This is a genomic window from Buchnera aphidicola (Schlechtendalia chinensis) (assembly GCF_001648115.1).
Taxonomy (GTDB): Bacteria; Pseudomonadota; Gammaproteobacteria; order Enterobacterales; family Enterobacteriaceae; genus Buchnera_B; species Buchnera_B aphidicola_N.
Map to the genome: position 1 here is coordinate 526,341 of NZ_CP011299.1, position 20,987 is coordinate 547,327.

20 protein-coding genes and 1 tRNA gene are annotated in these 20,987 nt (G+C 26.9%); 5 read left to right on the forward strand and 16 right to left on the reverse strand.

Going from position 1 to position 20,987, the window contains the following annotated elements; all coding sequences use genetic code 11:
- Positions 1 to 106: 106 nt before the first annotated feature.
- From tuf to fkpA, 8 genes are all read right to left on the reverse strand, one after another.
- Positions 107 to 1,291 (reverse strand): elongation factor Tu, encoded by a 1,185-nt coding sequence (gene tuf / locus XW81_RS02425; RefSeq protein WP_075474352.1) that lies wholly within the window; start codon positions 1,289 to 1,291, stop codon positions 107 to 109.
- Between the two features lie 48 nt (positions 1,292 to 1,339).
- A complete protein-coding gene (fusA, locus tag XW81_RS02430) occupies positions 1,340 to 3,451 on the reverse strand; it encodes an elongation factor G (protein WP_075474353.1) in 2,112 nt (703 codons plus the stop codon).
- Between the two features lie 93 nt (positions 3,452 to 3,544).
- Entirely contained in the window at positions 3,545 to 4,015 is a 471-nt protein-coding gene (gene rpsG / locus XW81_RS02435) for a 30S ribosomal protein S7 (protein WP_075474354.1), read from the reverse strand.
- An 80-nt stretch (positions 4,016 to 4,095) separates the two neighbouring features.
- Positions 4,096 to 4,467: a 30S ribosomal protein S12 gene (gene rpsL / locus XW81_RS02440; RefSeq protein WP_075474355.1), complete on the reverse strand. Its 372-nt coding sequence runs from the start codon at positions 4,465 to 4,467 to the stop codon at positions 4,096 to 4,098.
- 88 nt (positions 4,468 to 4,555) lie between these two features.
- On the reverse strand, positions 4,556 to 4,843 hold the full coding sequence (gene tusB / locus XW81_RS02445; protein WP_075474356.1) for a sulfurtransferase complex subunit TusB: 288 nt from the start codon (positions 4,841 to 4,843) through the stop codon (positions 4,556 to 4,558).
- A 14-nt stretch (positions 4,844 to 4,857) separates the two neighbouring features.
- Entirely contained in the window at positions 4,858 to 5,217 is a 360-nt protein-coding gene (gene tusC / locus XW81_RS02450) for a sulfurtransferase complex subunit TusC (protein WP_075474357.1), read from the reverse strand.
- Positions 5,218 to 5,228: 11 nt separating this feature from the next.
- The gene (tusD, locus tag XW81_RS02455) at positions 5,229 to 5,615 is read right to left on the reverse strand and encodes a sulfurtransferase complex subunit TusD (protein ID WP_075474358.1); all 387 of its coding nucleotides are present in this window, start codon (positions 5,613 to 5,615) and stop codon (positions 5,229 to 5,231) included.
- Positions 5,616 to 5,672: 57 nt separating this feature from the next.
- A complete protein-coding gene (gene fkpA, locus XW81_RS02460; RefSeq protein ID WP_075474359.1) occupies positions 5,673 to 6,440 on the reverse strand; it encodes an FKBP-type peptidyl-prolyl cis-trans isomerase in 768 nt (255 codons plus the stop codon).
- 865 nt (positions 6,441 to 7,305) lie between these two features.
- Here fkpA and tsgA point away from each other — a divergent pair.
- On the forward strand, positions 7,306 to 8,463 hold the full coding sequence (tsgA, locus tag XW81_RS02465; protein WP_195182289.1) for an MFS transporter TsgA: 1,158 nt from the start codon (positions 7,306 to 7,308) through the stop codon (positions 8,461 to 8,463).
- Here the strand turns inward: tsgA and trpS are convergent.
- The 4 genes from trpS to aroK all read right to left on the reverse strand — a co-directional run bounded on the left by trpS (position 8,460) and on the right by aroK (position 12,106).
- Positions 8,460 to 9,461, reverse strand: a complete 1,002-nt coding sequence (gene trpS, locus XW81_RS02470; protein WP_075474361.1) for a tryptophan--tRNA ligase — start codon at positions 9,459 to 9,461, stop codon at positions 8,460 to 8,462. The genes tsgA and trpS overlap by 4 nt on opposite strands.
- 67 nt (positions 9,462 to 9,528) lie before the next feature.
- Entirely contained in the window at positions 9,529 to 10,194 is a 666-nt protein-coding gene (rpe, locus tag XW81_RS02475; protein ID WP_154017318.1) for a ribulose-phosphate 3-epimerase, read from the reverse strand.
- 254 nt (positions 10,195 to 10,448) lie between these two features.
- Positions 10,449 to 11,546, reverse strand: coding sequence for a 3-dehydroquinate synthase (gene aroB / locus XW81_RS02480; RefSeq protein ID WP_075474363.1), 1,098 nt, complete (start codon positions 11,544 to 11,546; stop codon positions 10,449 to 10,451).
- 35 nt (positions 11,547 to 11,581) lie between these two features.
- Positions 11,582 to 12,106 carry a shikimate kinase AroK gene (aroK, locus tag XW81_RS02485; protein ID WP_075474364.1) on the reverse strand — a complete coding sequence of 175 codons (525 nt, stop codon included), beginning with the start codon at positions 12,104 to 12,106 and terminating at the stop codon, positions 11,582 to 11,584.
- A 697-nt stretch (positions 12,107 to 12,803) separates the two neighbouring features.
- Here aroK and XW81_RS02490 point away from each other — a divergent pair.
- A tRNA-Ser gene (locus tag XW81_RS02490) sits at positions 12,804 to 12,890 on the forward strand.
- A 98-nt stretch (positions 12,891 to 12,988) separates the two neighbouring features.
- On the opposite strand, the gene deoD is transcribed toward XW81_RS02490, so the two are convergent.
- The 3 genes from deoD to XW81_RS02505 all read right to left on the reverse strand — a co-directional run bounded on the left by deoD (position 12,989) and on the right by XW81_RS02505 (position 16,249).
- Positions 12,989 to 13,696, reverse strand: coding sequence for a purine-nucleoside phosphorylase (deoD, locus tag XW81_RS02495; RefSeq protein WP_075474365.1), 708 nt, complete (start codon positions 13,694 to 13,696; stop codon positions 12,989 to 12,991).
- Between the two features lie 47 nt (positions 13,697 to 13,743).
- Complete coding sequence (locus XW81_RS02500; protein WP_075474366.1) at positions 13,744 to 14,976, reverse strand: phosphopentomutase; 1,233 nt, start codon at positions 14,974 to 14,976, stop codon at positions 13,744 to 13,746.
- Between the two features lie 697 nt (positions 14,977 to 15,673).
- The gene (locus XW81_RS02505) at positions 15,674 to 16,249 is read right to left on the reverse strand and encodes an NfuA family Fe-S biogenesis protein (protein ID WP_075474367.1); all 576 of its coding nucleotides are present in this window, start codon (positions 16,247 to 16,249) and stop codon (positions 15,674 to 15,676) included.
- A gap of 264 nt (positions 16,250 to 16,513) precedes the next feature.
- Here XW81_RS02505 and bioH point away from each other — a divergent pair, with 264 nt between their 5' ends.
- Positions 16,514 to 17,290: a pimeloyl-ACP methyl ester esterase BioH gene (gene bioH / locus XW81_RS02510; RefSeq protein WP_075474368.1), complete on the forward strand. Its 777-nt coding sequence runs from the start codon at positions 16,514 to 16,516 to the stop codon at positions 17,288 to 17,290.
- A gap of 88 nt (positions 17,291 to 17,378) precedes the next feature.
- Here the strand turns inward: bioH and ssb are convergent, their stop codons facing one another.
- Positions 17,379 to 17,888: a single-stranded DNA-binding protein gene (ssb, locus tag XW81_RS02515; protein ID WP_075474369.1), complete on the reverse strand. Its 510-nt coding sequence runs from the start codon at positions 17,886 to 17,888 to the stop codon at positions 17,379 to 17,381.
- Positions 17,889 to 18,128: 240 nt separating this feature from the next.
- On the opposite strand from ssb, the gene dusA reads away from it, so the two are divergent.
- Positions 18,129 to 19,082: a tRNA dihydrouridine(20/20a) synthase DusA gene (dusA, locus tag XW81_RS02520; protein ID WP_075474370.1), complete on the forward strand. Its 954-nt coding sequence runs from the start codon at positions 18,129 to 18,131 to the stop codon at positions 19,080 to 19,082.
- 207 nt (positions 19,083 to 19,289) lie between these two features.
- On the forward strand, positions 19,290 to 20,684 hold the full coding sequence (gene dnaB / locus XW81_RS02525) for a replicative DNA helicase (RefSeq protein ID WP_154017313.1): 1,395 nt from the start codon (positions 19,290 to 19,292) through the stop codon (positions 20,682 to 20,684).
- The last annotated feature ends 303 nt before the right edge of the window (positions 20,685 to 20,987 follow it).

Sequence of the window (20,987 nt, forward strand, 5' to 3'; positions counted from 1 at the left end):
AAAAAACAAAACATTTTTTTTAAAATTAATAAAGAAATCAAGAAAAGATCTAAATTCTAACTTCTTTTCTTGACTTAAAATCTACATGAACAATATACGTGAAAAGTTAACTAACAACTCTAACTACAATTCCTGCACCTACAGTTTTCCCACCTTCACGAATTGCAAAACGCAAACCATCAGACATTGCAATAGGATGAATTAATGTAACAACCATTTTTATGTTATCGCCAGGCATAACCATTTCAACTCCTTCCGGAAGTTCAACATATCCAGTAACATCCGTAGTTCGAAAATAAAACTGAGGTCTATATCCTTTAAAAAATGGTGTATGACGTCCTCCTTCTTCTTTAGATAACACATACACTTCAGATTCAAATTTTATATGAGGAGTAATCGTCCCCGGCTTTGCCAAAACTTGACCTCTTTCAATATCATCACGTTTAGTACCTCGCAATAAAACTCCAACGTTCTCTCCTGCTCTTCCCTCATCTAGTAATTTTCTAAACATTTCTACACCGGTGCATATAGTTTTAGAAGTAACTTTAATACCTACAATTTCTACTTCTTCTCCTACTTTAATAACTCCTCTTTCGACACGTCCAGTAACTACGGTGCCACGACCAGATATAGAGAAAACATCTTCTATAGGAAGTAAAAACGGTTGATCAATCGATCTCTCAGGTGTAGGAATATATGAATCTAATGTATTTGCTAAATCAACAATCTTCTCTTCCCATACAGCGTCTCCTTCTAATGCTTTTAAAGCAGAACCTCTTATAATTGGTGTTTTTTCACCAGGAAAATCATATTGTGTTAATAAATCACGTACTTCCATTTCTACTAATTCAAGAAGTTCTTCATCATCAACCATATCACACTTATTTAAAAAAACGACAATATAAGGAACTCCTACCTGTCTTCCCAATAAAATATGTTCACGCGTTTGAGGCATAGGTCCATCTGTTGCTGCTACTACTAAAATAGCGCCATCCATTTGAGCTGCCCCAGTAATCATATTTTTTATGTAATCAGCATGTCCAGGACAATCTACATGAGCATAATGTCTCATAGAAGTATCATATTCTACATGAGAAGTATTGATAGTAATTCCTCTTGCTTTTTCTTCTGGAGCATTGTCTATTTGATCAAATGCTCGTGCCGAACCTCCATACTTTTTTGCCAAAACAGTAGTTATAGCTGCAGTTAAAGTAGTTTTTCCATGATCTACATGACCAATAGTACCTACATTTATATGAGGTTTTAAACGATTAAATTTTTCTTTAGACACAACTTTATTTCCCTTTTCAAAACGTTTATCTTAATATAAAATTAGAAATTATCTATTTTCTCTTTTCTCAATAATAGAATTCGATATATTCTTAGGGGCTTCTAAATACTTTAAAAATTCCATTGAATAAGATGCGCGACCTTGCGTTTGAGAACGCAAATCAGTTGCATATCCAAACATTTCCGATAACGGTACTTGAGCTGAAACAACTTTTCCAACTAATAAATCCTTCATACCCTCAATTACCCCTCGTCTACGATTTAAATCACCTATTACGTCACCCATATATTCTTCTGGTGTTTCTACTTCAACTTTCATAATAGGTTCTAACAATACAGGTGTTGCTTGTTTAAAAGCACTTTTAAATGCTAAAGAAGCAGCTAGTTTAAATGCAATTTCAGAGGAATCAACATCATGATAAGACCCAAAATGCAAACGAACCTCAATATCAACAACAGGATAACCAGACAGAGGACCGCAATTTAACTGTTCGCGTATTCCTTTATCAATAGCAGAAATATATTCTCCTGGAATGACACCTCCCTTAATATCATTTACAAATTTATAACTTTCTTCAGTTGATCGAAAGGGCGATAAATCGATTACAACATGCCCATATTGACCACGCCCACCTGACTGTTTAATATACTTACCTTCAACATTCTTAATAACATTTTTAATAGTTTCACGATAAGCAACCTGAGGTTGCCCTATATTAGCACTAACACTAAATTCTCTTTTCATTCTCTCAATAATTATTTCTAAATGCAATTCTCCCATTCCAGAAATAATTGTCTGATTTGATTCTTTATCTGTACTTACCCGAAAGGAAGGATCTTCCTTTGCTAACCGACTTAAAGCTATTCCCATTTTTTCTTGATCTGCTTTAGTTTTTGGTTCAATTGCTATTGAAATTACCGGATCAGGAAAATCCATTTTTTCTAATATAATTAAATGATTAGGATCACACAAAGTGTCTCCTGTCGATACACTTTTTAAACCAATAGCAGCAGCTATATCACCTGCTCTAACCTCCTTTATTTCTTCTCTTTTATTTGCATGCATTTGAACAATACGTCCAAAACGCTCTTTTTGATGTTTTACTGAATTAAAAACTACATCTCCAGAATTCACTACACCTGAATAAACTCTAAAAAAAGTTAAATTTCCTACGAACGGATCTGTAGCAATTTTAAAAGCCAATGCAGAAAAAGGTTCTCGATCATTAGAATAACGAACAACTGAATCGTTTCGTACAGTTTTTGAAATTCCTTTAATAGATTTGACATCATTAGGAGACGGTAAAAACTCAATTATAGCATCTAACAAAGCTTGAACACCTTTATTTTTAAATGCAGATCCACATGTAACAGGAATAATTTCATTTTTTAATGTTCTTTTACGAAGAGCAAACTTTATTTCTTCCTCTGAAATTGTTTGTCCCATCAAATATCTGTCCATTAATTGTTCATCATTTTCTACCGCAGCTTCGATAAGATTTCGGTTCCATTGCTCAGATAATTCTTGTAAATAAATAGGAATATTATCATAGGTAAAAGTAACTCCTTGATCTAAATTATTCCAATAAATTGCCTTCATTTTAATTAAATCAATAATGCCTACAAAATTTTCTTCTGATCCAATAGCTAACTGAATAGGAATAGGATTAGCACCAAGTTTTGTTTTTATTTGATTAATTACATTAAAAAAATTAGCACCCATACGATCCATTTTATTTATAAAAGCAAGTCTCGGAACATTATATTTATTAGCTTGCCTCCATACTGTTTCAGACTGAGGTTGTACTCCACCTACAGCACAATACACCATAACAACTCCATCTAAAACTCGCATAGATCTTTCTACTTCTATGGTAAAATCCACATGCCCAGGAGTATCAATGATATTAATCCTATGTGGCAAAAATTGCTTAGCCATTCCAGACCAAAAAGTAGTAGTTGCTGCTGAAGTTATAGTAATACCTCTCTCTTGTTCTTGTTCCATCCAATCCATAGTAGCAGCACCATCATGTACTTCGCCAATTTTATGATTAACTCCTGTATAAAACAAAATACGCTCAGTAGTAGTGGTTTTTCCGGCATCTATATGAGCACTAATTCCTATATTTCGATATTGTATTATCGGCGTAGTACGTCCCATTATATTCCTCTAATTTAAAATCTTCATACAACTAATTCTTCTTATTTAAATCTAAATTAATTTGAAATACTCATAGCATTTGAACTAACGTAACTACCAGCGGTAATGCGCAAAGGCTTTATTAGCTTCTGCCATACGATGAACTTCTTCACGTTTTTTTACAGCAGCTCCTCGACTATCTATTGCATCTAATAATTCGCTTGCTAGTTTTAAAGACATTGATTTATCGGTTCTCTTTCTAGCAGCGTCTACTATCCATCTCATAGCCAAAGCATGTCTTCGTATTAAACGAACTTCTACCGGAACCTGATATGTGGAACCTCCAACACGACGAGACTTAACTTCAACAGTTGGACGAACATTTTCCAAAGCTAAATCAAAAGATTCTAATTCTTTCTTTTTAGTATGCTTAGATAGAACTTTCAATGCACTATATACTATCTCTTCAGCAACAGATTTCTTTCCATTAACCATTATTATGTTAATAAACTTTGCAACAATTTCAGAAGAAAATCTAGGATCTGACAAAATTTTCCGATGTCCAATAACACGGCGTCTTGGCATAATATACTCCAAATAAATAATTATCTAAAAATTGATATTCCTTTTAAACATATTCATAATTTTAAAAAATTCTAATTTTTTTATTTTTGTTTTTTAGCGCCATATTTAGAACGACTTTGTTTTCTATCTTTTACACCGGAACAATCTAATGCTCCTCGTACTACATGATAACGAACTCCAGGTAAATCTTTTACTCGTCCTCCTCGAATTAAAATTACCGAATGTTCTTGCAAATTATGACCTTCTCCACCAATATACGCAGTGACCTCAAAACCATTAGTTAAACGTACTCTACAAACTTTTCGCAACGCAGAATTAGGTTTTTTAGGAGTAGTTGTATAAACCCTAATACATACACCTCTCTTCTGAGGACACTTTTTTAAAGCTGGAACATTGTTTTTTATAACCTTTCGTAAACGAGGTTTACGGACTAATTGATTAATTGTAGTCATAAAAACCTTAATTGTTTATTTAAAATATTTGTACAAAAATTTTTATATGATATAATTTTTAGCATGATAAAAATTGAACTTTTAAATATCACCAAGACATTTGTGTTTTATTCTTATTAGTTAAATATACAAATTGCACATAGTCTATAATATTAACTTCATTAGACACCATCCCTTGAATACCACGCGCATAAATATCTTGTTTTATAGCATACATATTTACTGAAATAGACAATAATTTATTAATGAAAATATTATTTTCTACCATAACTATTACACTATCTTGTAGTGCAACTAAATCGTCTTCAGCCCGTAAAAAATCTATTAATAACATTATATCCATTTGAAAAGGAGAACGCATTAAAATGTGTAACATATTTAATTAATCCCTTAAAAATTGATAATTAAATCATAATTATTTAATTTTTTTCGTATACATTTTCTATTTATAAAAAAAACTTTCAGTAAAAAATCACGCTTATACGATAATCCGCGTTCAATTAACGAACTTTTACAATAGTAAAACTTATTAATTTTAAAAAGAGGAAGAATACCAAATGATGCCGTATAATTTCGCGATAAAATGTGCTCAGGACACTGACATTTCATTAATTGAAATACACCATCACCGATAAAAAAAATAGAAACATTCTGATTAATCGTAGAAATAGATAAAACAGAATCCAATCCTTCTCGACTTAAACTAGTACCATGGGGTACACGAGAAAAAACAAAAGCTATATTTTTCATGAAATTAATCACTAAAATTGCATGACACGATCACTAACTTCTATGTATTTTACTAATTCACTCAATCCAGAGAAACAGAAAGATGATTTAGAGTCATCTAATCGTGTTGAGAATTTGTTATCAATTTTTGTATCTATCACTCCTCTCCTACGTGCAGCACTAACACATACATTTAATTTTACAGAATGAGTACAGCATAAGCTTGTCCATTTTTTGAACAAATTACATTCATCAGGAGGAAAAGATGCTAATTTATTGGCATTTAATGCTCCATCGCAATAAAAAAAAACGCTTAATAATTCATTTTTACTTGCTATAATAGCATGAGAAAATAAAAAAGCAGTACTAGAATTTTGAGTTCCATAAGGAGGACCAGAAACTAAAATCGTATATTTCATCTTATAACCTGAACTTTATTTTAAAAAAATATATATTAAAATAGAACACTAATTACATCATCGTGAACTAGGTTGTACATTAATTAATTCTACATCAAATATTAAAGTAGAATTTCCTGGAATTCCAGATACTCCTTTTGTTCCATATGCTAATGAAGGTGGAATTATTAATTCAATTCGACCTCCTTCCTTTATATATTTTAATCCCTCTTGCCAACCTAAAATCACACTGTTTAAAGGAAACGATAATGGTTTTCCTCTTTTATAAGAATTATCAAATTCCTGACCATTAGTTAATGTGCCAATATAATTAACAGTAACAATATCATTCTTATTTGGACTTAGCCCTTTTCCTTCTCTTTTTATTAAAAATACTAAACCCGTACTCGAACGTTTCGCGTGTTTTGTAACTAAAATCTTTTCTGCATATTTTTCTCCTTCAATAGCATTCTTTTTGAGTATTTTATTTTCTATATTATCCTCTAAAATTGACAATTTCTTTTCTAATTTATTTAATATTTGAGAAACCATTTTGGAAGATAATTTAGATTTAAATAAAATCGAATCTTTAATTCCCGATAAAAAAACATCTTTTCTAAGATAAACTCCCAACTTACTCTGATCTAAAAAAAGATTGCTTGCATAATTTCCTAAAGAAACACCTAATGCATAAGACCATTGATCAAATTCGTTCTTAAAAGGTTCATTAACAGATGTATTTGAAAAAGATGACGCTATTGTAGAACCTATTTCTTTAGAATTTATCGTAGAAGTAAAAAATGTCATAAATAACATTACTATTCCCTTAATTAAAAACGAAAACATGATCTCTCCAAAAAAAAAAATAAAGTATTGTTTTACAAAATAGTCAATTATTAACTAGTGCAATTACTAATAAAAATTTTAAACAATTAAAAAATTTTCAAAAATAATACAAAATATAAAAATATGAAAATAACAAATTTTTGAAAAATTTATTTAAATGTATAAATTTAAAAAAGTATAAAAACTAGAAAAATTTTTGACAATATGCTGTAAATATAAAGAAAAATTTTAAATTTTTTTAAAAGGCATGCATAATACTACATGAAGTACATTTAAATTGATGTGATTCTCACATGATAATATATAATTTAATTATAAAAATTTCGAAGTATAATTAAAATCTTAACTATGTAAACTTTTAAAAATAATACAATTCATTTTTTAAACATGACTAAAATGTAAAATCACTAACTCGTTTTGCATAAATATAATACTATCAATATTATCAAAAAACTAATGATAACTTAACTGCTTTGTTAACACAAACATTAACTTATCTTAACAATCTAAATATTTTTTCAAAAATTTAATACAATTTAATAACGTTCCAAAAAATTAAAAATTTTTCTTCATCAAACATAAAAAATACTTGTAAAATTTTTACATAAGAAATAAAAAAACACAATCAACGAAATATTTGAAAATATACTTTTCCTATATTTATTATATTTTAATATATGTAAATTATAATACACTAATTCAATTTTTTTTTGAATAAAGAACATTCTTAAAATTATTAAAAAATAAAATCCGTATTAATCTAAATTAATAAACAGTTATCATTGTTCTATAAGAATTATAAATATACTATTAACTTTATAATATATAGAAATTCATTAAAAAATATATTCCACGGAAACTTAAAATAATGAAAAAAAATATTATCGGACTTACTTGTATCAGTTTTTGTTCTTACGCTTTAACTGGAGCACTAATTATTGTAACTGGAATAATCTTAGAAAACGTATCTAAATATTTCGGAATACCTATTGCTAGAATGAGTAATACCTTTACTTTTTTAAATGCCGGAATCCTAATTGCTATTTTTTTAAACTCATGGTTAATAAATATTTTTACATTAAAAAAACAACTAATAATGGGATTTTTTCTTACAATAATAGCTATATGGATTTTAATGTTTTACCATACTATTGCATTGTTTTCCTTAAGTATATTTATTTTAGGAATAGTGAGTGGTGTAACTATGTCAATAGGCACCTTTTTAATAACTAATTTATATAAAGGTAGCAAGAGAGCTTCTATATTACTACTCACTGATTCATGCTTCAGTATGTCGGGAATCACGTTTCCAATTATTTCAACTTTTTTAATTTTCAATCACATTACGTGGTATTGGATTTATCCTCTGATAGGAATTTTTTATTTAATTATATTTATACTAACGTTAAATTTAAAATTTCCTAAATTAACATATACTAAAATTAAAAACGATAATTATAAAAATCAATGGAACATTTCCATTATTTTGTTATCAATATCAGCACTTCTGTACATATTAGGACAACTAAGTTTTATATCATGGATTCCAGAATATGTCATAAAATCAATTCATTTAAATATTATTCAATCTGGAAAACTAGTAAGTAACTTCTGGATGTCATACATGATAGGAATGTGGGTATTTAGCGTCATATTAAAATATTTTAATTTAAAGAACATAATTATATTTTTAACAGGAATATCAACACTATTAATGTATATATTCAACCACGTGCATAGTTATTTTTTACTACAATTTTTTATAATTTCATTAGGTTTTTTTTCTAGCGCAATCTATACTATTATCATCACTTTAGCTTCTCAACAAACTAAAAAACCTTCTCCTAAAATTATTAACTTAATCTTAACTAGTGGTACGATAGGAACACTATTAACTTTTATCGTAACAGGACCAATTGTAAAGCATTCCGGATTTATATCAGCTTTAATAACATCTAACATATTATATGGAATTGTATTTTTAATATCTTTAATAAATTTAATTAGCACAAAAAAAATCTAGATTAATCCTATTGCGCTCTTTACTTTTTTTAGCATTGTATCTGCTTTTATGCACGCCTTGAATGCACCATCATTTAATATTTTTTTTAAATAATCTTCATTTTTTCTATAATAAAAATATGAAGATTGCAAATTCTTTATAAAATCAGATATGACTTCAATTATATCTGATTTAAAATCCTGATACGACTTTCCAGAAAATTCTAATTCTAAATTAGATATAGTTCTATCAGTTAAACCAGAAAAAATATTAAGCAAATTCGATATTCCCTTTTTATTAATTATATCATAATGAATGCTAGGAGGACTATTTGAATCAGTAACAGCTAACGCTATTTTTTTAGAAATACTATCTATACTTTCTAATAAAAAAATGACATTATTACGATTAGAATCAGATTTAGACATCTTTTTATCAGGATCCAGTAACGATAAAATATTGCAATTACGTCCAAAAACATACTTATCAGGAATTGTAAATATGTTTCCATAACATGAATTAAATCTACGTGCAATATTTCTAGTTAATTCCAAATGTTGAATTTGATCATGACCAATAGGAACAACATTCGTATCATATAGCAAAATATCAGATGCCATCAAAACAGGATAATTTAACAATCCAGAATTAATATTTTTAATACTTCTTTTGGATTTGTTCTTAAATTGCGTCATCCGTGATAATTCTCCACAATAAGTATAACAATTCAAAAACCAATTTAACTGTGCATGTTGATGAACATGTGACTGAAGAAAAATAATATTTTTGCGTGGATTAATTCCACACGCTAAATACAAAGAAACAGTATCTAATATGTTTTTCCGTAATTCAGAAGACACATGACGTATAGTAATAGCATGAAGATCGGCAATACAATAAAAACATGTATAACTATTCTGCATTTTAATCCACTGACGTATAACACCAACATAATTTCCTATAGTTAACTGCCCAGATGGTTGTATAGCACTAAATACAATTTTCTTTAAAACATTCACTATGTCTATTCCATATAAAAATATTATATAATTTTTTAATACAACATATCATAAAATTGTAACAATTTTAAAAAACTAATTGATCACGCATTTCTTTAATAGTTTTTAAATAACTTTTTGATTTAAAAATAGCTGATCCAATAACTAAAATATTTGCCCCATACGACGCAACTTTTTGAATATTTGTTAAATTTATACCTCCATCAACTTCTAAAAAAATTTTTCGATTACTTTTATCAATAAGTTTACGAACTTTTAATAATTTCTTAAACGTACTTGGTATGAACTCTTGTCCTGAAAATCCAGGATTAACCGACATTAATAATATTATGTCTAATTTTTCAATAACATATTCTAAAACACCCAAAGAAGTAGCAGGATTAATAGCTATACCTGCTTTGCAACCACAACTTTTAATCAACTCTAAAGACCTATCTAAATGATTAGTTGACTCAGGATGAATAGTAATAAAATCAGCTCCTGCTTTTGAAAATTGAACAATTAAACTATCTACCGGTGTAACCATAAGATGAACGTCGATAATAGATGTAATTCCAAAATTGCGAATAGACTGCAATACCATAGGTCCAAAAGTTAAATTAGGAACATAATGATTATCCATTACGTCAAAATGAATGATATCTCCTCCTGATTTCAATACATTTTTAATCTCTTCTCCTATTCGAGAGCAATCTGCAGATAAAATAGAAGGTGCTAACAAAATTTTCATTATATTTCCTAAAACAATTTTATAAACTAATGTCAAAAAAATAACGCATTTTTATAAAATACTGTAAAAAATTTCTTATTTCTGTTTTATATATCAAAAAAATAATGTTTATATCTTTATGAGATTTAATTCTATATTGTTTAAACAACATTTTTATACACAAATTACTGAAAAAATCTTTATTAATAGCATTCATGTACTCTTAATTAAATTTCATAGAATGAATAAATACACAAAATTAAAAACAAATCTAAAACCTACGTTTTTTTACAATTGTTAATTGCTAACGTCAATATACTTTTACTTATGTTAGAACGAATAACTGATTTTCCTATAGAAATGGGTAATATTAATCTTACTATACCAGACATAACCTTTTTATCTCTCATAAAATTTTTAAAATAAGAATCAAAATTCATATTATCCGGGCCATATATTGGAAGACCTGTCTTTTTTAATAAATTAACAATTTTGTTTTTTTCAAAAATACTTAATAATCCTAATAATACAGACGTTTCAGATGCCATAACCATTCCAACGGACACTGCTTCTCCATGCAACCATTTTCCATAACCTAAATGAGTTTCTATAGCATGTCCATACGTATGTCCAAAATTTAACAAAGCTCGAAAATGATGTTCTCTCTCATCCTGTTCCACAATCATTTTTTTAATAACGCAACATTTATAAATACAATACGATAACGCTTTCATGTCTAACTTTAATACGAAATCAATATTTTCTTCCAACCAATTAAAAAAATCACTATCAAAAGCGATGGCATATTTTATAACTTCTGCCATTCCAGATATCAATTGATTTTTTGGTAAAGTAGATAAAAAATCAAGGTTTACAATAACTGAAGTAGGTTGCCAAAATGAACCAATCATGTTTTTACCAAGAACATGATTTACAGATGTTTTTCCACCAATAGACGCATCTACTTGAGATAATAATGTAGTAGGAATTTGTATAAATTTAATTCCACGTTGATATATTGAAGCTACAAAACCAGTGATATCACCAATAACTCCACCTCCTAATGCTATTAAGACGGTATCTCGTCCATGAAAATTTTTTAATAACTTTGAAATAATGCGATCAACCGAACTAAAGTTTTTACTAGATTCACCGTCTGGTAAAATACAACAATCTAATTTCACTCCTAAATTTTTTAAACAAGAACAAACACTATTTCCCCAGATTTTAAATATTATGTTACTGCTAACTAACATAACTTTATCATCTGACTTTAAAGGAGAAAAAATATTATCTGATATAAATATGGATGATCCAATATGAATGAAATAAGTTCGACTTCCTAAAATTACTTCTAATTTTTTCAATATTGTCATACTCCAAAAAAAATATTGTGTAAAAAACTCAAAAACTAAATTGTGTTTAAAACATTTATAATATGGAATACCACTGATTTAACACTCTTTTCACCCATTTTAATAACAATATCAGCTATTTCCTCATATAAATGATTTCTCTCATTAGATAATTTTTCTAAAATAGTTCTTACAGGCACATTCTTTATTTGTAATAAAGGCCTCTTTTTATCCTTTTGAGTTCTAGAAATTTGTTGTTCTATAGAAGTTTCTAAATACACTACAAAACCACGAGATGACAATTTATTTCTAGTTTCCTTTGACTTAATAGAACCTCCTCCTGTGGCTAACACAATCCCTTGCTTATTAGTCAAATCGCTAATAATTTGTTTTTCACGATTTCTAAATCCTAATTCACCTTCCAAATCAAATACCCAACTGATGTCAGCACCAGTACGCCTTTCTATCTCTTGATCAGAATCATAAAATTCCATATTTAATCTTTGAGACAACTGACGACCAATAGTACTCTTGCCGGCACCCATAGGGCCAATTAGGAAGATATTTCTTTTTTCTGCCATTTTTTGTAATGTTATTTAAAATAATTTGTTAGTAATAACCATGCACAGTTAATTTCACTGGCAGGAGATAAAATGCGTAATATATTATTCCTCAATAAAAAAAATTATCCAAAAAAATTAAAATAATAATGAAAACTATCACTAATTTGAGTATAAAATATAGTATGTTCTATAATATATAAAAAATGATTGAATTTGAATTCAACAAAATTTTTTTGTGTAATTAAATGTAGAATACTTTTATTTTAAAGTTCTATCAGTATCATTACTCTTATTAAAAAAAATTCCAGTTATCAACATTTTTTTTATTAATTACACACTTCAAAAATAATAATGAATAAAATGTCAAAAATAAATATACTAATATTCTAATTACATTAAATAAATTTTGTGTTTACAATAAATGTATAAAAATTTATACTTTTAAAATTAATATTTAGAAAATGTTATCTCATAAAATTATCTTTACTTTAAAAATTATAAAATGATAAATATAAAATATGAAATATAAAATATGAATATTAAATTAAATCAAATAAATTAAAATTAACACTATCTATAAATTGGACTAGTTAAAAACTAAATATAGTTCAAAATCAATATTTGATAAAAAGTTTCTAATTCTCAATTTTTATTGTATACTATATCGCAAAATAATGAAAAAATATTTTAATTGTAAAAACTAAAAACACCCTTAGGTGAGATGTCCGAGAGGATTAAGGAGCGCGCCTGGAAAGTGCGTATACGTTAAACCGTATCAAGGGTTCGAATCCCTTTCTCACCGTAAATTTAATTTAAAAATATGAAATACAAAAATTTTTAGAACACTTTAAATTTTTGAATATTCGATTGTAAAAAATAATTTATTTAATTCTAAATTGATTACATCAACATTGAGTTTAAAGATATTTCAATCATTCGATTTAAACTAGATTCTCGATCTTTTACACTAATTTTTTCTTGTCTAATAATATGATCAGAAACTGTGCAAATTGAAACAGATTGAATTTTGTGTTCTAAAGATATAGAATATAAACCAGAAGTCTCCATTTCTATTCCAACAATATTATATTTTTGAATCATTTTAAAAAAATCATCGTTATTTTTATAAAATAAGTCTGTTGTAAAAAAATTTCCTACTTTAATATGAAATCCTAAATTTTTTGATGCTAATACTAAATTACATAATAAATCAAAATCTGCTACAGAAGATAAATCATTACCATTAAATCGCAACCTATTTACATTTGAATCAGTAGAAGCACCTAAACAAACAATAACATCATTAATATTTATATTATTGCAAATTGTTCCACACGTACCAATTCGTATAATTTTTTTTACATTATATTCTGTAATTAATTCTTTTACATAAACTAAACATGATGGTATTCCGATTCCATGACTCATAATAGAAATACGTTTTCCTTTATAAATTCCAGTAAATCCTAACATCGAACGAACATTAGTTACTTCTCTAAAATTATCTAAATAATTCTCTGCAATATATTTTGCTCGAATGGGATCACCAGGCATAAGAACAAAATCAGAAAAATCTCCCTTTTTTGCATTTATATGAGGAGTTGCCATGTATTTTCCTATATTTTTATAAAATCACATTAGTAATATTAATATTTTTACCGTTTAAAAAACATTTCTTTTCCAAACTTCATTGGAGATAATTTGAAATATTTTGTTAATGTTTGGGCTATATCTGCAAACGTTTCTCGATGACCTAAAAAAGTTGGTTCAATAGTTGGCCAATATACTAATATTGGAACATTTTCTCTAGTATGATCAGTGCCAATCCATGTAGGATCACAACCATGATCAGCAGTAATAATTAAAATATCTTCTCTTTGTACTAATTTTAACAGTTCTGGTAAACGATTATCAAACCATTCTAATCCTTTCGCATAACCAGACACATCACGTCTGTGTCCCCAAGAAGAATCGAAATCTACAAAATTAACAAATACAATTGTATTATTTGTAGATTTTTTAATCTCACATATAGTAGAATTAAACAAATTTGATAAACCAATAGCATTAACCTGTTTTGTTATTCCTTTTCCTGCAAAGATATCTGAAATTTTACCTATTGAAATTACACTTCCAGACTTTTCATTTATTACTTTTTCTAAAATAGTTGTATCATGAGGTTCCACTGAAAAATCACGTCGATTTCCTGTTCTTAAAAAATTAAATTTCTTGTTTCCAGTGAAAGGCCTAGCAATAACTCTTCCGATTTTAAAGTTTTCTTCATCTAATATTTTTCGAATTTTTCTACAAAGTTCATATAATTTTTTTAATCCAAATATCTGTTCATGACAAGAAACTTGAAAAACTGAATCAATAGAAGTATAAAAGATAGGCTTTTTTGTCTTTATATGTTCTTCTCCAAAATCATTTAATATTGAAATTCCAGAAGCATGACAATTCCCTAACACTCCAACTAAATTGCATTCTAAAATAATTTTTTTTAACAAATATTCTGGAAAACTGTTTATAACCTTATTAAAACAATCCCATTTCTCTAATACTGGAACTCCAGATATTTCCCAATGACCGGAAGACGTATCTTTGCCTGACGAAATTTCACTAGCATACGCATAACTTCCTATAATATTTTCACATTTTTCAACTCCCACCATTTTTTTTTTCATAGACCTATTGGCAGCTTCTACTAATCCAAGAGATGTTAAATTAGGTATACGAAGAGAGCCTGTACGACCATTGTTTGCTTTTCCTAAGTAACAATATTTAACTATGTTACCAAATGTATTAGCTCCGACATCATTAAATTCATGCGCATCATTTGTTGAACCAATCCCAAATGAATCTAAGACTAGAATAAATGCGCGTTTCATATGTTCTCCAAATTAACGTTAAATAAAAAAATTTTAAACAAAATATATAAAATAATAAAAATTTAATAAACTTCTTTTTAAAATTACGTAACAATTTTTAAAAAAATTTAATTATTACACTATTTTAAAAAACACATTGACATTAATAAAAATATCTATTAAATATAGAAAGCATTTCAAAAATGAAAATTTAATCTACTTACATTGAATACATTCACAAAAAATCGCGCAAAAATATTTTCGTTCAATTGCTATTCAATTTAGTATTTACAATTTAAAATACTAAAAATCATAGTTTAAAAAATTATGTTTAAATTTTATTTTTAAAATAATTGACTGACTTAATACAAAACTACAATTTGAAATATTAAAATATACTGATCACAAACTAACTATTCTTACACAAAAATTTTAAAATATTTAATAAATGTGATTAAAATGTATCTAACTCTTAAAATGCATTTTTTAAACTTATAACAATTTTAAAAATAGTTTATTATAAATTAAGATACACAAAAATCAAAAAATTCTTAAAACATAAAAATTTTTATGTTTTTAAAAATCTAAAAAAACTATTTTAAAAGTCGAAAAGTATTTCTTACATTGAAATAATAAAAAAAGACATTATAAAAAGAATTTTTTATTACTTTAAAAAACTTAACAAACACAATTTAATATTGGAAAACATAATTTTATATTAATAATACGAATGCTCTCCTTTATGATGTTCTGTAACATCGTAAACGCCTTGAAATTCAGAAAATTCAACTAATAACTGTCGTTCTATTCCATCTTTTAACGTACGACCTACCATAGAACATCCATTACAACCCCCAGAAAACTTTATGACAACATATCCTGATTGAGTAATATTTATTAAATGTACTCTTCCACCATGAGATAACAATTGTGGATTAATTTTAGAATCTAAAAAAAATTTTACTCTTTCTTCTAAGGCAGAATCATTTTTTATGATACATCTTTTAGCATAAGGTGCTAAAAGTGTCAATTGAGATTGGAAATTTTCTGTTACAATATCAATAACAGAATCTTTAAGATATGGCATGCTTATTTTATCAATATATAACTGAAATTTGTCATATCTAAATTTTACATCATGTTTTGTAATTTCTTCTGGATAACAAAAAGATACTCCGCATTTAGCAATAGGTGTACCAGGGTAACTTACAAACGCTCTAATATGAGTATTCTTTTTTTGTTTAGAAAGCAAGTTTAAAAAATGATTTTGAGCTAATTTAGATATGTTAATCATGGTATAAACTCAACTAATTGGAATTTAATAGTATTCTAAAAAGTATTTAGTAAAAAACACATAACATTTAAAAGTTCTCATTTTCTTGAAATTATAACATATATTGATATAATTTAAAATATTAATAAATTAACTAAAATCCTCAAAATTGTTTATAAAATATAATATTTATTTTACACAATAAAATACAAAACTAAGTTTAAAAAAATATTATATTTCGTAAAATATCACAATTAAAAAGAAATAACTAAAAATTACAATATAATGAAAAATTTTTATTGGAACACTATAGGAACTGGAAAAATTAATTTAGTTTTAATTCATGGATTTGGATTTAATTCAAAAATTTGGAATGCATTACTTCCTGCATTAAGCGTAAATTTTACAATACATCTCATAGATCTACCAGGATTCGGGGAAAATAATACATTAAAATTCATGAATTTAAAAAAAACCGCTGAATTATTAGAAAAAAATATACCCAACAATTCTATATTGCTAGGATGGTCTATCGGAGGACTGATCGTTAGTAAAATTTCTTTACTTTATCCAAAAAAAATTAAAGGACTTATTAGCGTTTCATCTTCACCGTGCTTCTTAATGCACCAAAATTGGCCTGGAATTCGTGCACATACGTTATCTAAACTCTATTATGAACTAACAACAAACTATGAAGAAACTATTCAAAATTTTATAGATATGCAGCCAATTATTTACCAAAACTATAATGAAGAAATATTCAATCTTAAAAAAGACATTTTATCTTATCCAAAACCTAATACGTCGACACTCAAAAAAGGATTAAAAATACTTCAATTTTCAGATTTGAGAAATGAAATAGTTAAACTAAAAATTCCATTTCTTAGAATATATGGAAAACTAGATACATTTGTGCCAAAGGAAATAGTTAAAATTTTAGACATAAAATGGCCTCACACTAAGTCAATAATAATGGAAAAATGTGCTCACGCTCCATTTATTTCTAAAAAATATAAATTTTCTAAAATAATACTAGAATTTTCTAAAAGTTTGAACTGTTAGAACAAGAAATAAAAAATGTAGATTTTAAAAAACTATTTTTTGAATACTAACAATATATAATACATAATTAAGTACCAAAAAAAAGATTTTAAAAAGGAATGTCTTCATCATCAAATTCTAGATCATCAGAATGAACAGCTAAATTCTTTTTAGAATTATCTCTATCCTCATGAACTTTTAACACGCTTTTTTCAGATTCATAAACGTGATTTTTTGATTTTACTAAAGGAGATGATTGATGGTTTACGTTTCTACTTCCTAACATTTGCATTGTTCCACCTACACCAACAATAATCTCTGTAACATATCTGTCTATTCCATTTTGATCCTGCCATTTTCTAGTTTGTAACGATCCTTCAACGTAAACTTGAGATCCTTTTTTTAAATATTCTCCTGCAATTTCTGCTAACTTATTAAAAAAAACAATTTTATGCCATTCCGTCTTTTCTCTTATCTCTCCAGTATTCTTATCTTTCCAATTTTCAGACGTAGCCAATGTAATATTAGTCACTGCTATTCCGTTTTGCATATATCTAATTTCTGGATCCTGACCCACATATCCTATAAGGATAACTTTATTTACCCCTCTACTAGCCATAATTTTGATCTCAACTCAAAAAATTATTAATTTTTATTAAAATAATTGTAAATTCATGAGTTTTTAGTATATCATGAAACATATTAATTTTCATAAATACATAAATTCTATTTGAAAAATTTATAAAAATAAAACATTAAAACATTCAATATTAATACTATTAATAAATGTCAAACTTTTAATCGTAATTTAATTAAACATTATACATTTAGAACAATTCATAATATCTAACAAAATAACATGAAAAATTATTACAAATTTTCAGTTGCTCCTATGCTACATTACACTGATCGACACTGCAGATTTTTACATCGACAATTCACTAAAAAAACATTATTGTATACTGAAATGATTACTGAAGATCATTTAATTCAATCAAAACATAAAGTTTTAGAAACTTATGAACATCCAATTGCTCTCCAAGTTGCTGGGAAAAACCCCAAAAAATTAGAAAGATGCGCGATTATAGCTCATTTGCAAGGATACGATGAAATAAATTTAAATGTAGGCTGTCCTTCTAAAAAAATACAATATGCAGGGTTCGGAATATATTTAATAAAAAATATCCCTCTTTTAACAAATATTGTCAAAATAATGGTAAATGCAAGTCCAATACCAGTAAGTATAAAAACAAGAATTGGATTAGATGAATATGATAACTATTACTTTCTAAAAAATCTTATAGAGAACGTTTCAAAATACGGGCTATGTCAAAAATTTATAATTCATGCACGAAAAGCATTATCTCAAGGTATTAGTACAAAAGAAAATAGAACAATTCCAAAATTAAATTACAACATAGTATATGCACTAAAAAAAGATTTTCCAAAATTAACTATAATTATTAATGGAAACATCAAATCCATAAAAGATTCCAAAATGCATTTAAAGTACGTTGATGGAGTTATGATAGGACGATCTATATATAATAATCCTTCTATACTATCTCAAATAGATTCAGAAATTATTGAATTAAAAAAAAATATTATAAAAGTACTCACAGAAAATATGTATCCTTATATTGAAAAAGAATTATGCACAGGAACACCTTTAAAACATATTTCACGACACATGTTAGGACTATTTCATGGATTTCATGGATGTAAAAGGTGGAAACAACATATCATTGAAAATTCGTATAAAAAAAATTCTAACATAAAAGTATTAGAAAAAGCATTAAAATTTGTTGCTTAAAAGTAGTAATAACGTATTATTAAAAATTTTAAAACAAAAATTCATATACATTCCAGTATTCATTATACTATTAAAATTCAATAAATTTATCAAAAGTCTAATTTAAAAACAAAAACTTTTTATTTAATAGTAAAACTATTTTAGTTACATATCTTATTTTGAAAATAAAGATATAATTTATACTTAAAACGATTGAATTTTGGTGTTATGTTAAAAATGTCACAAAAAAAAATATACAATAACCAAATTGAAGAAAACATTATACCACCTCATTCTATAGAAGCTGAGCAATCTATATTAGGTGGGCTAATGTTAGATAACGAACAATGGGATTGCATAACAGAAAAAATTACAGAAAACGATTTTTTTAGTTTGCCTCACAAACTAATTTTCCGAGAAATGCAATGTCTACTAAATCGAGGATATCCTATTGATCTCATAACGTTATCAGAATCTTTAGAGAAAAAAGGAGAATTAGAAAAAATAGGAAGATTTTCTTACTTAGCAGAATTATCTAAAAATATTCCAAGCACTGCTAATATTTCAACTTACGCTGAAATAGTTCGTGAACATTCTATTGTTCGAGAAATAATTCAAGAAGCAAGGAAAATTATCCATATTGGATATAATTTACAAGGTCAAACTAGTGAACAACTCTTAAATTTAGCTGAATCTAAAATATTCAATATTACAGAAAACCGTCTAAAGATAAACTCTCAACCTAAAAATATAGAACAAATTCTCGATACTACTCTAAAAAACATCGAAAAGTTACTTAATACATCTAATAAAGGAATTACCGGAATTAATACAGGATATCAGGATCTCAATAAAAAAACGTCAGGATTACAACCTTCAAATTTAATTATTATTGCTGCTCGTCCTTCAATGGGAAAAACAACATTCGCTATGAATATTTGTGAAAACATTGCGATGACTTATGAAAAGCCGGTATTAATTTTCAGTTTAGAAATGTCAGGAGAACAAATCATGATGCGCATGTTGTCCTCATTATCTCGAGTAAATCAAGAAAAAATACGAACCGGAAAACTTAACGATGAAGACTGGTCTCGAATTTCTAGTACAATAAACATTTTATTAAAGAAAAAAAACATGTATATTGATGATTCATCAACACTAACACCTACAGAAATGCGATCTAGATCACGAAGAATTTACCGCGAAAACAATGGATTAAGCCTAATTATGGTAGATTATTTACAATTAATAAAAGTTCCATCATTAATCGGAAATAGAACACTAGAAATTGCTGAAGTATCAAGAACACTAAAAGCATTAGCAAAAGAATTGCATGTTCCTATAATAGCATTATCACAATTAAATAGATTGTTAGAACAAAGAGGAGATAAAAGACCAATAAACTCTGATTTAAGAGAATCAGGATCTCTGGAACAAGATGCAGATTTAATTATGTTCATATACCGAGATGAACTATATCACGAAAACACAGATTTAAAAGGAATTGCAGAAATAATCATAGGAAAACAAAGGAATGGACCTATTGGTACAATTAAATTAACGTTTAATGGTCATTGGTCTCGATTTGATAACTATTCTGAATCCAATTATTATGAAAAATAAAATTTTTTTTATAAATGCAATATTAAAAAAATAATAAAACTAATGTGATAAAAAGAAATTAAAAGGCATTAATTTAAAAAAATGATTTCGACTAACTTTTTAAAATACGTTTTACTATTATATAAAAATATCTGTAGTATATAAAACAATATTTGTAAAGTTTCAAAAACTCAGAAACAAAAAAATTAAACGTACAAAATAGTTTTTTAAAAAATTTTAACATTCACTTTAAAAAACTATAATAATGTAGTTGACAAAAAATACCTATATTATTATTCTAAATACATAATAATTCTTAAAAAA

Coding starts and splice junctions, on each gene's coding strand:
- fusA (WP_075474353.1), bottom strand. CDS start 3,451: ATGGGACGTACTACGCCGATAATACAATATCGAAATATAGGAATTAGT.
- rpsG (WP_075474354.1), bottom strand. CDS start 4,015: ATGCCAAGACGCCGTGTTATTGGACATCGGAAAATTTTGTCAGATCCT.
- rpsL (WP_075474355.1), bottom strand. CDS start 4,467: ATGACTACAATTAATCAATTAGTCCGTAAACCTCGTTTACGAAAGGTT.
- tusB (WP_075474356.1), bottom strand. CDS start 4,843: ATGTTACACATTTTAATGCGTTCTCCTTTTCAAATGGATATAATGTTA.
- tusC (WP_075474357.1), bottom strand. CDS start 5,217: ATGAAAAATATAGCTTTTGTTTTTTCTCGTGTACCCCATGGTACTAGT.
- tusD (WP_075474358.1), bottom strand. CDS start 5,615: ATGAAATATACGATTTTAGTTTCTGGTCCTCCTTATGGAACTCAAAAT.
- fkpA (WP_075474359.1), bottom strand. CDS start 6,440: ATGTTTTCGTTTTTAATTAAGGGAATAGTAATGTTATTTATGACATTT.
- aroB (WP_075474363.1), bottom strand. CDS start 11,546: ATGACAATATTGAAAAAATTAGAAGTAATTTTAGGAAGTCGAACTTAT.
- aroK (WP_075474364.1), bottom strand. CDS start 12,106: ATGGCAGAAAAAAGAAATATCTTCCTAATTGGCCCTATGGGTGCCGGC.
- deoD (WP_075474365.1), bottom strand. CDS start 13,696: ATGGCAACTCCTCATATAAATGCAAAAAAGGGAGATTTTTCTGATTTT.
- XW81_RS02500 (WP_075474366.1), bottom strand. CDS start 14,976: ATGAAACGCGCATTTATTCTAGTCTTAGATTCATTTGGGATTGGTTCA.
- XW81_RS02505 (WP_075474367.1), bottom strand. CDS start 16,249: ATGATTAACATATCTAAATTAGCTCAAAATCATTTTTTAAACTTGCTT.
- bioH (WP_075474368.1), top strand. CDS start 16,514: ATGAAAAATTTTTATTGGAACACTATAGGAACTGGAAAAATTAATTTA.
- ssb (WP_075474369.1), bottom strand. CDS start 17,888: ATGGCTAGTAGAGGGGTAAATAAAGTTATCCTTATAGGATATGTGGGT.
- dusA (WP_075474370.1), top strand. CDS start 18,129: ATGAAAAATTATTACAAATTTTCAGTTGCTCCTATGCTACATTACACT.
- dnaB (WP_154017313.1), top strand. CDS start 19,290: ATGTTAAAAATGTCACAAAAAAAAATATACAATAACCAAATTGAAGAA.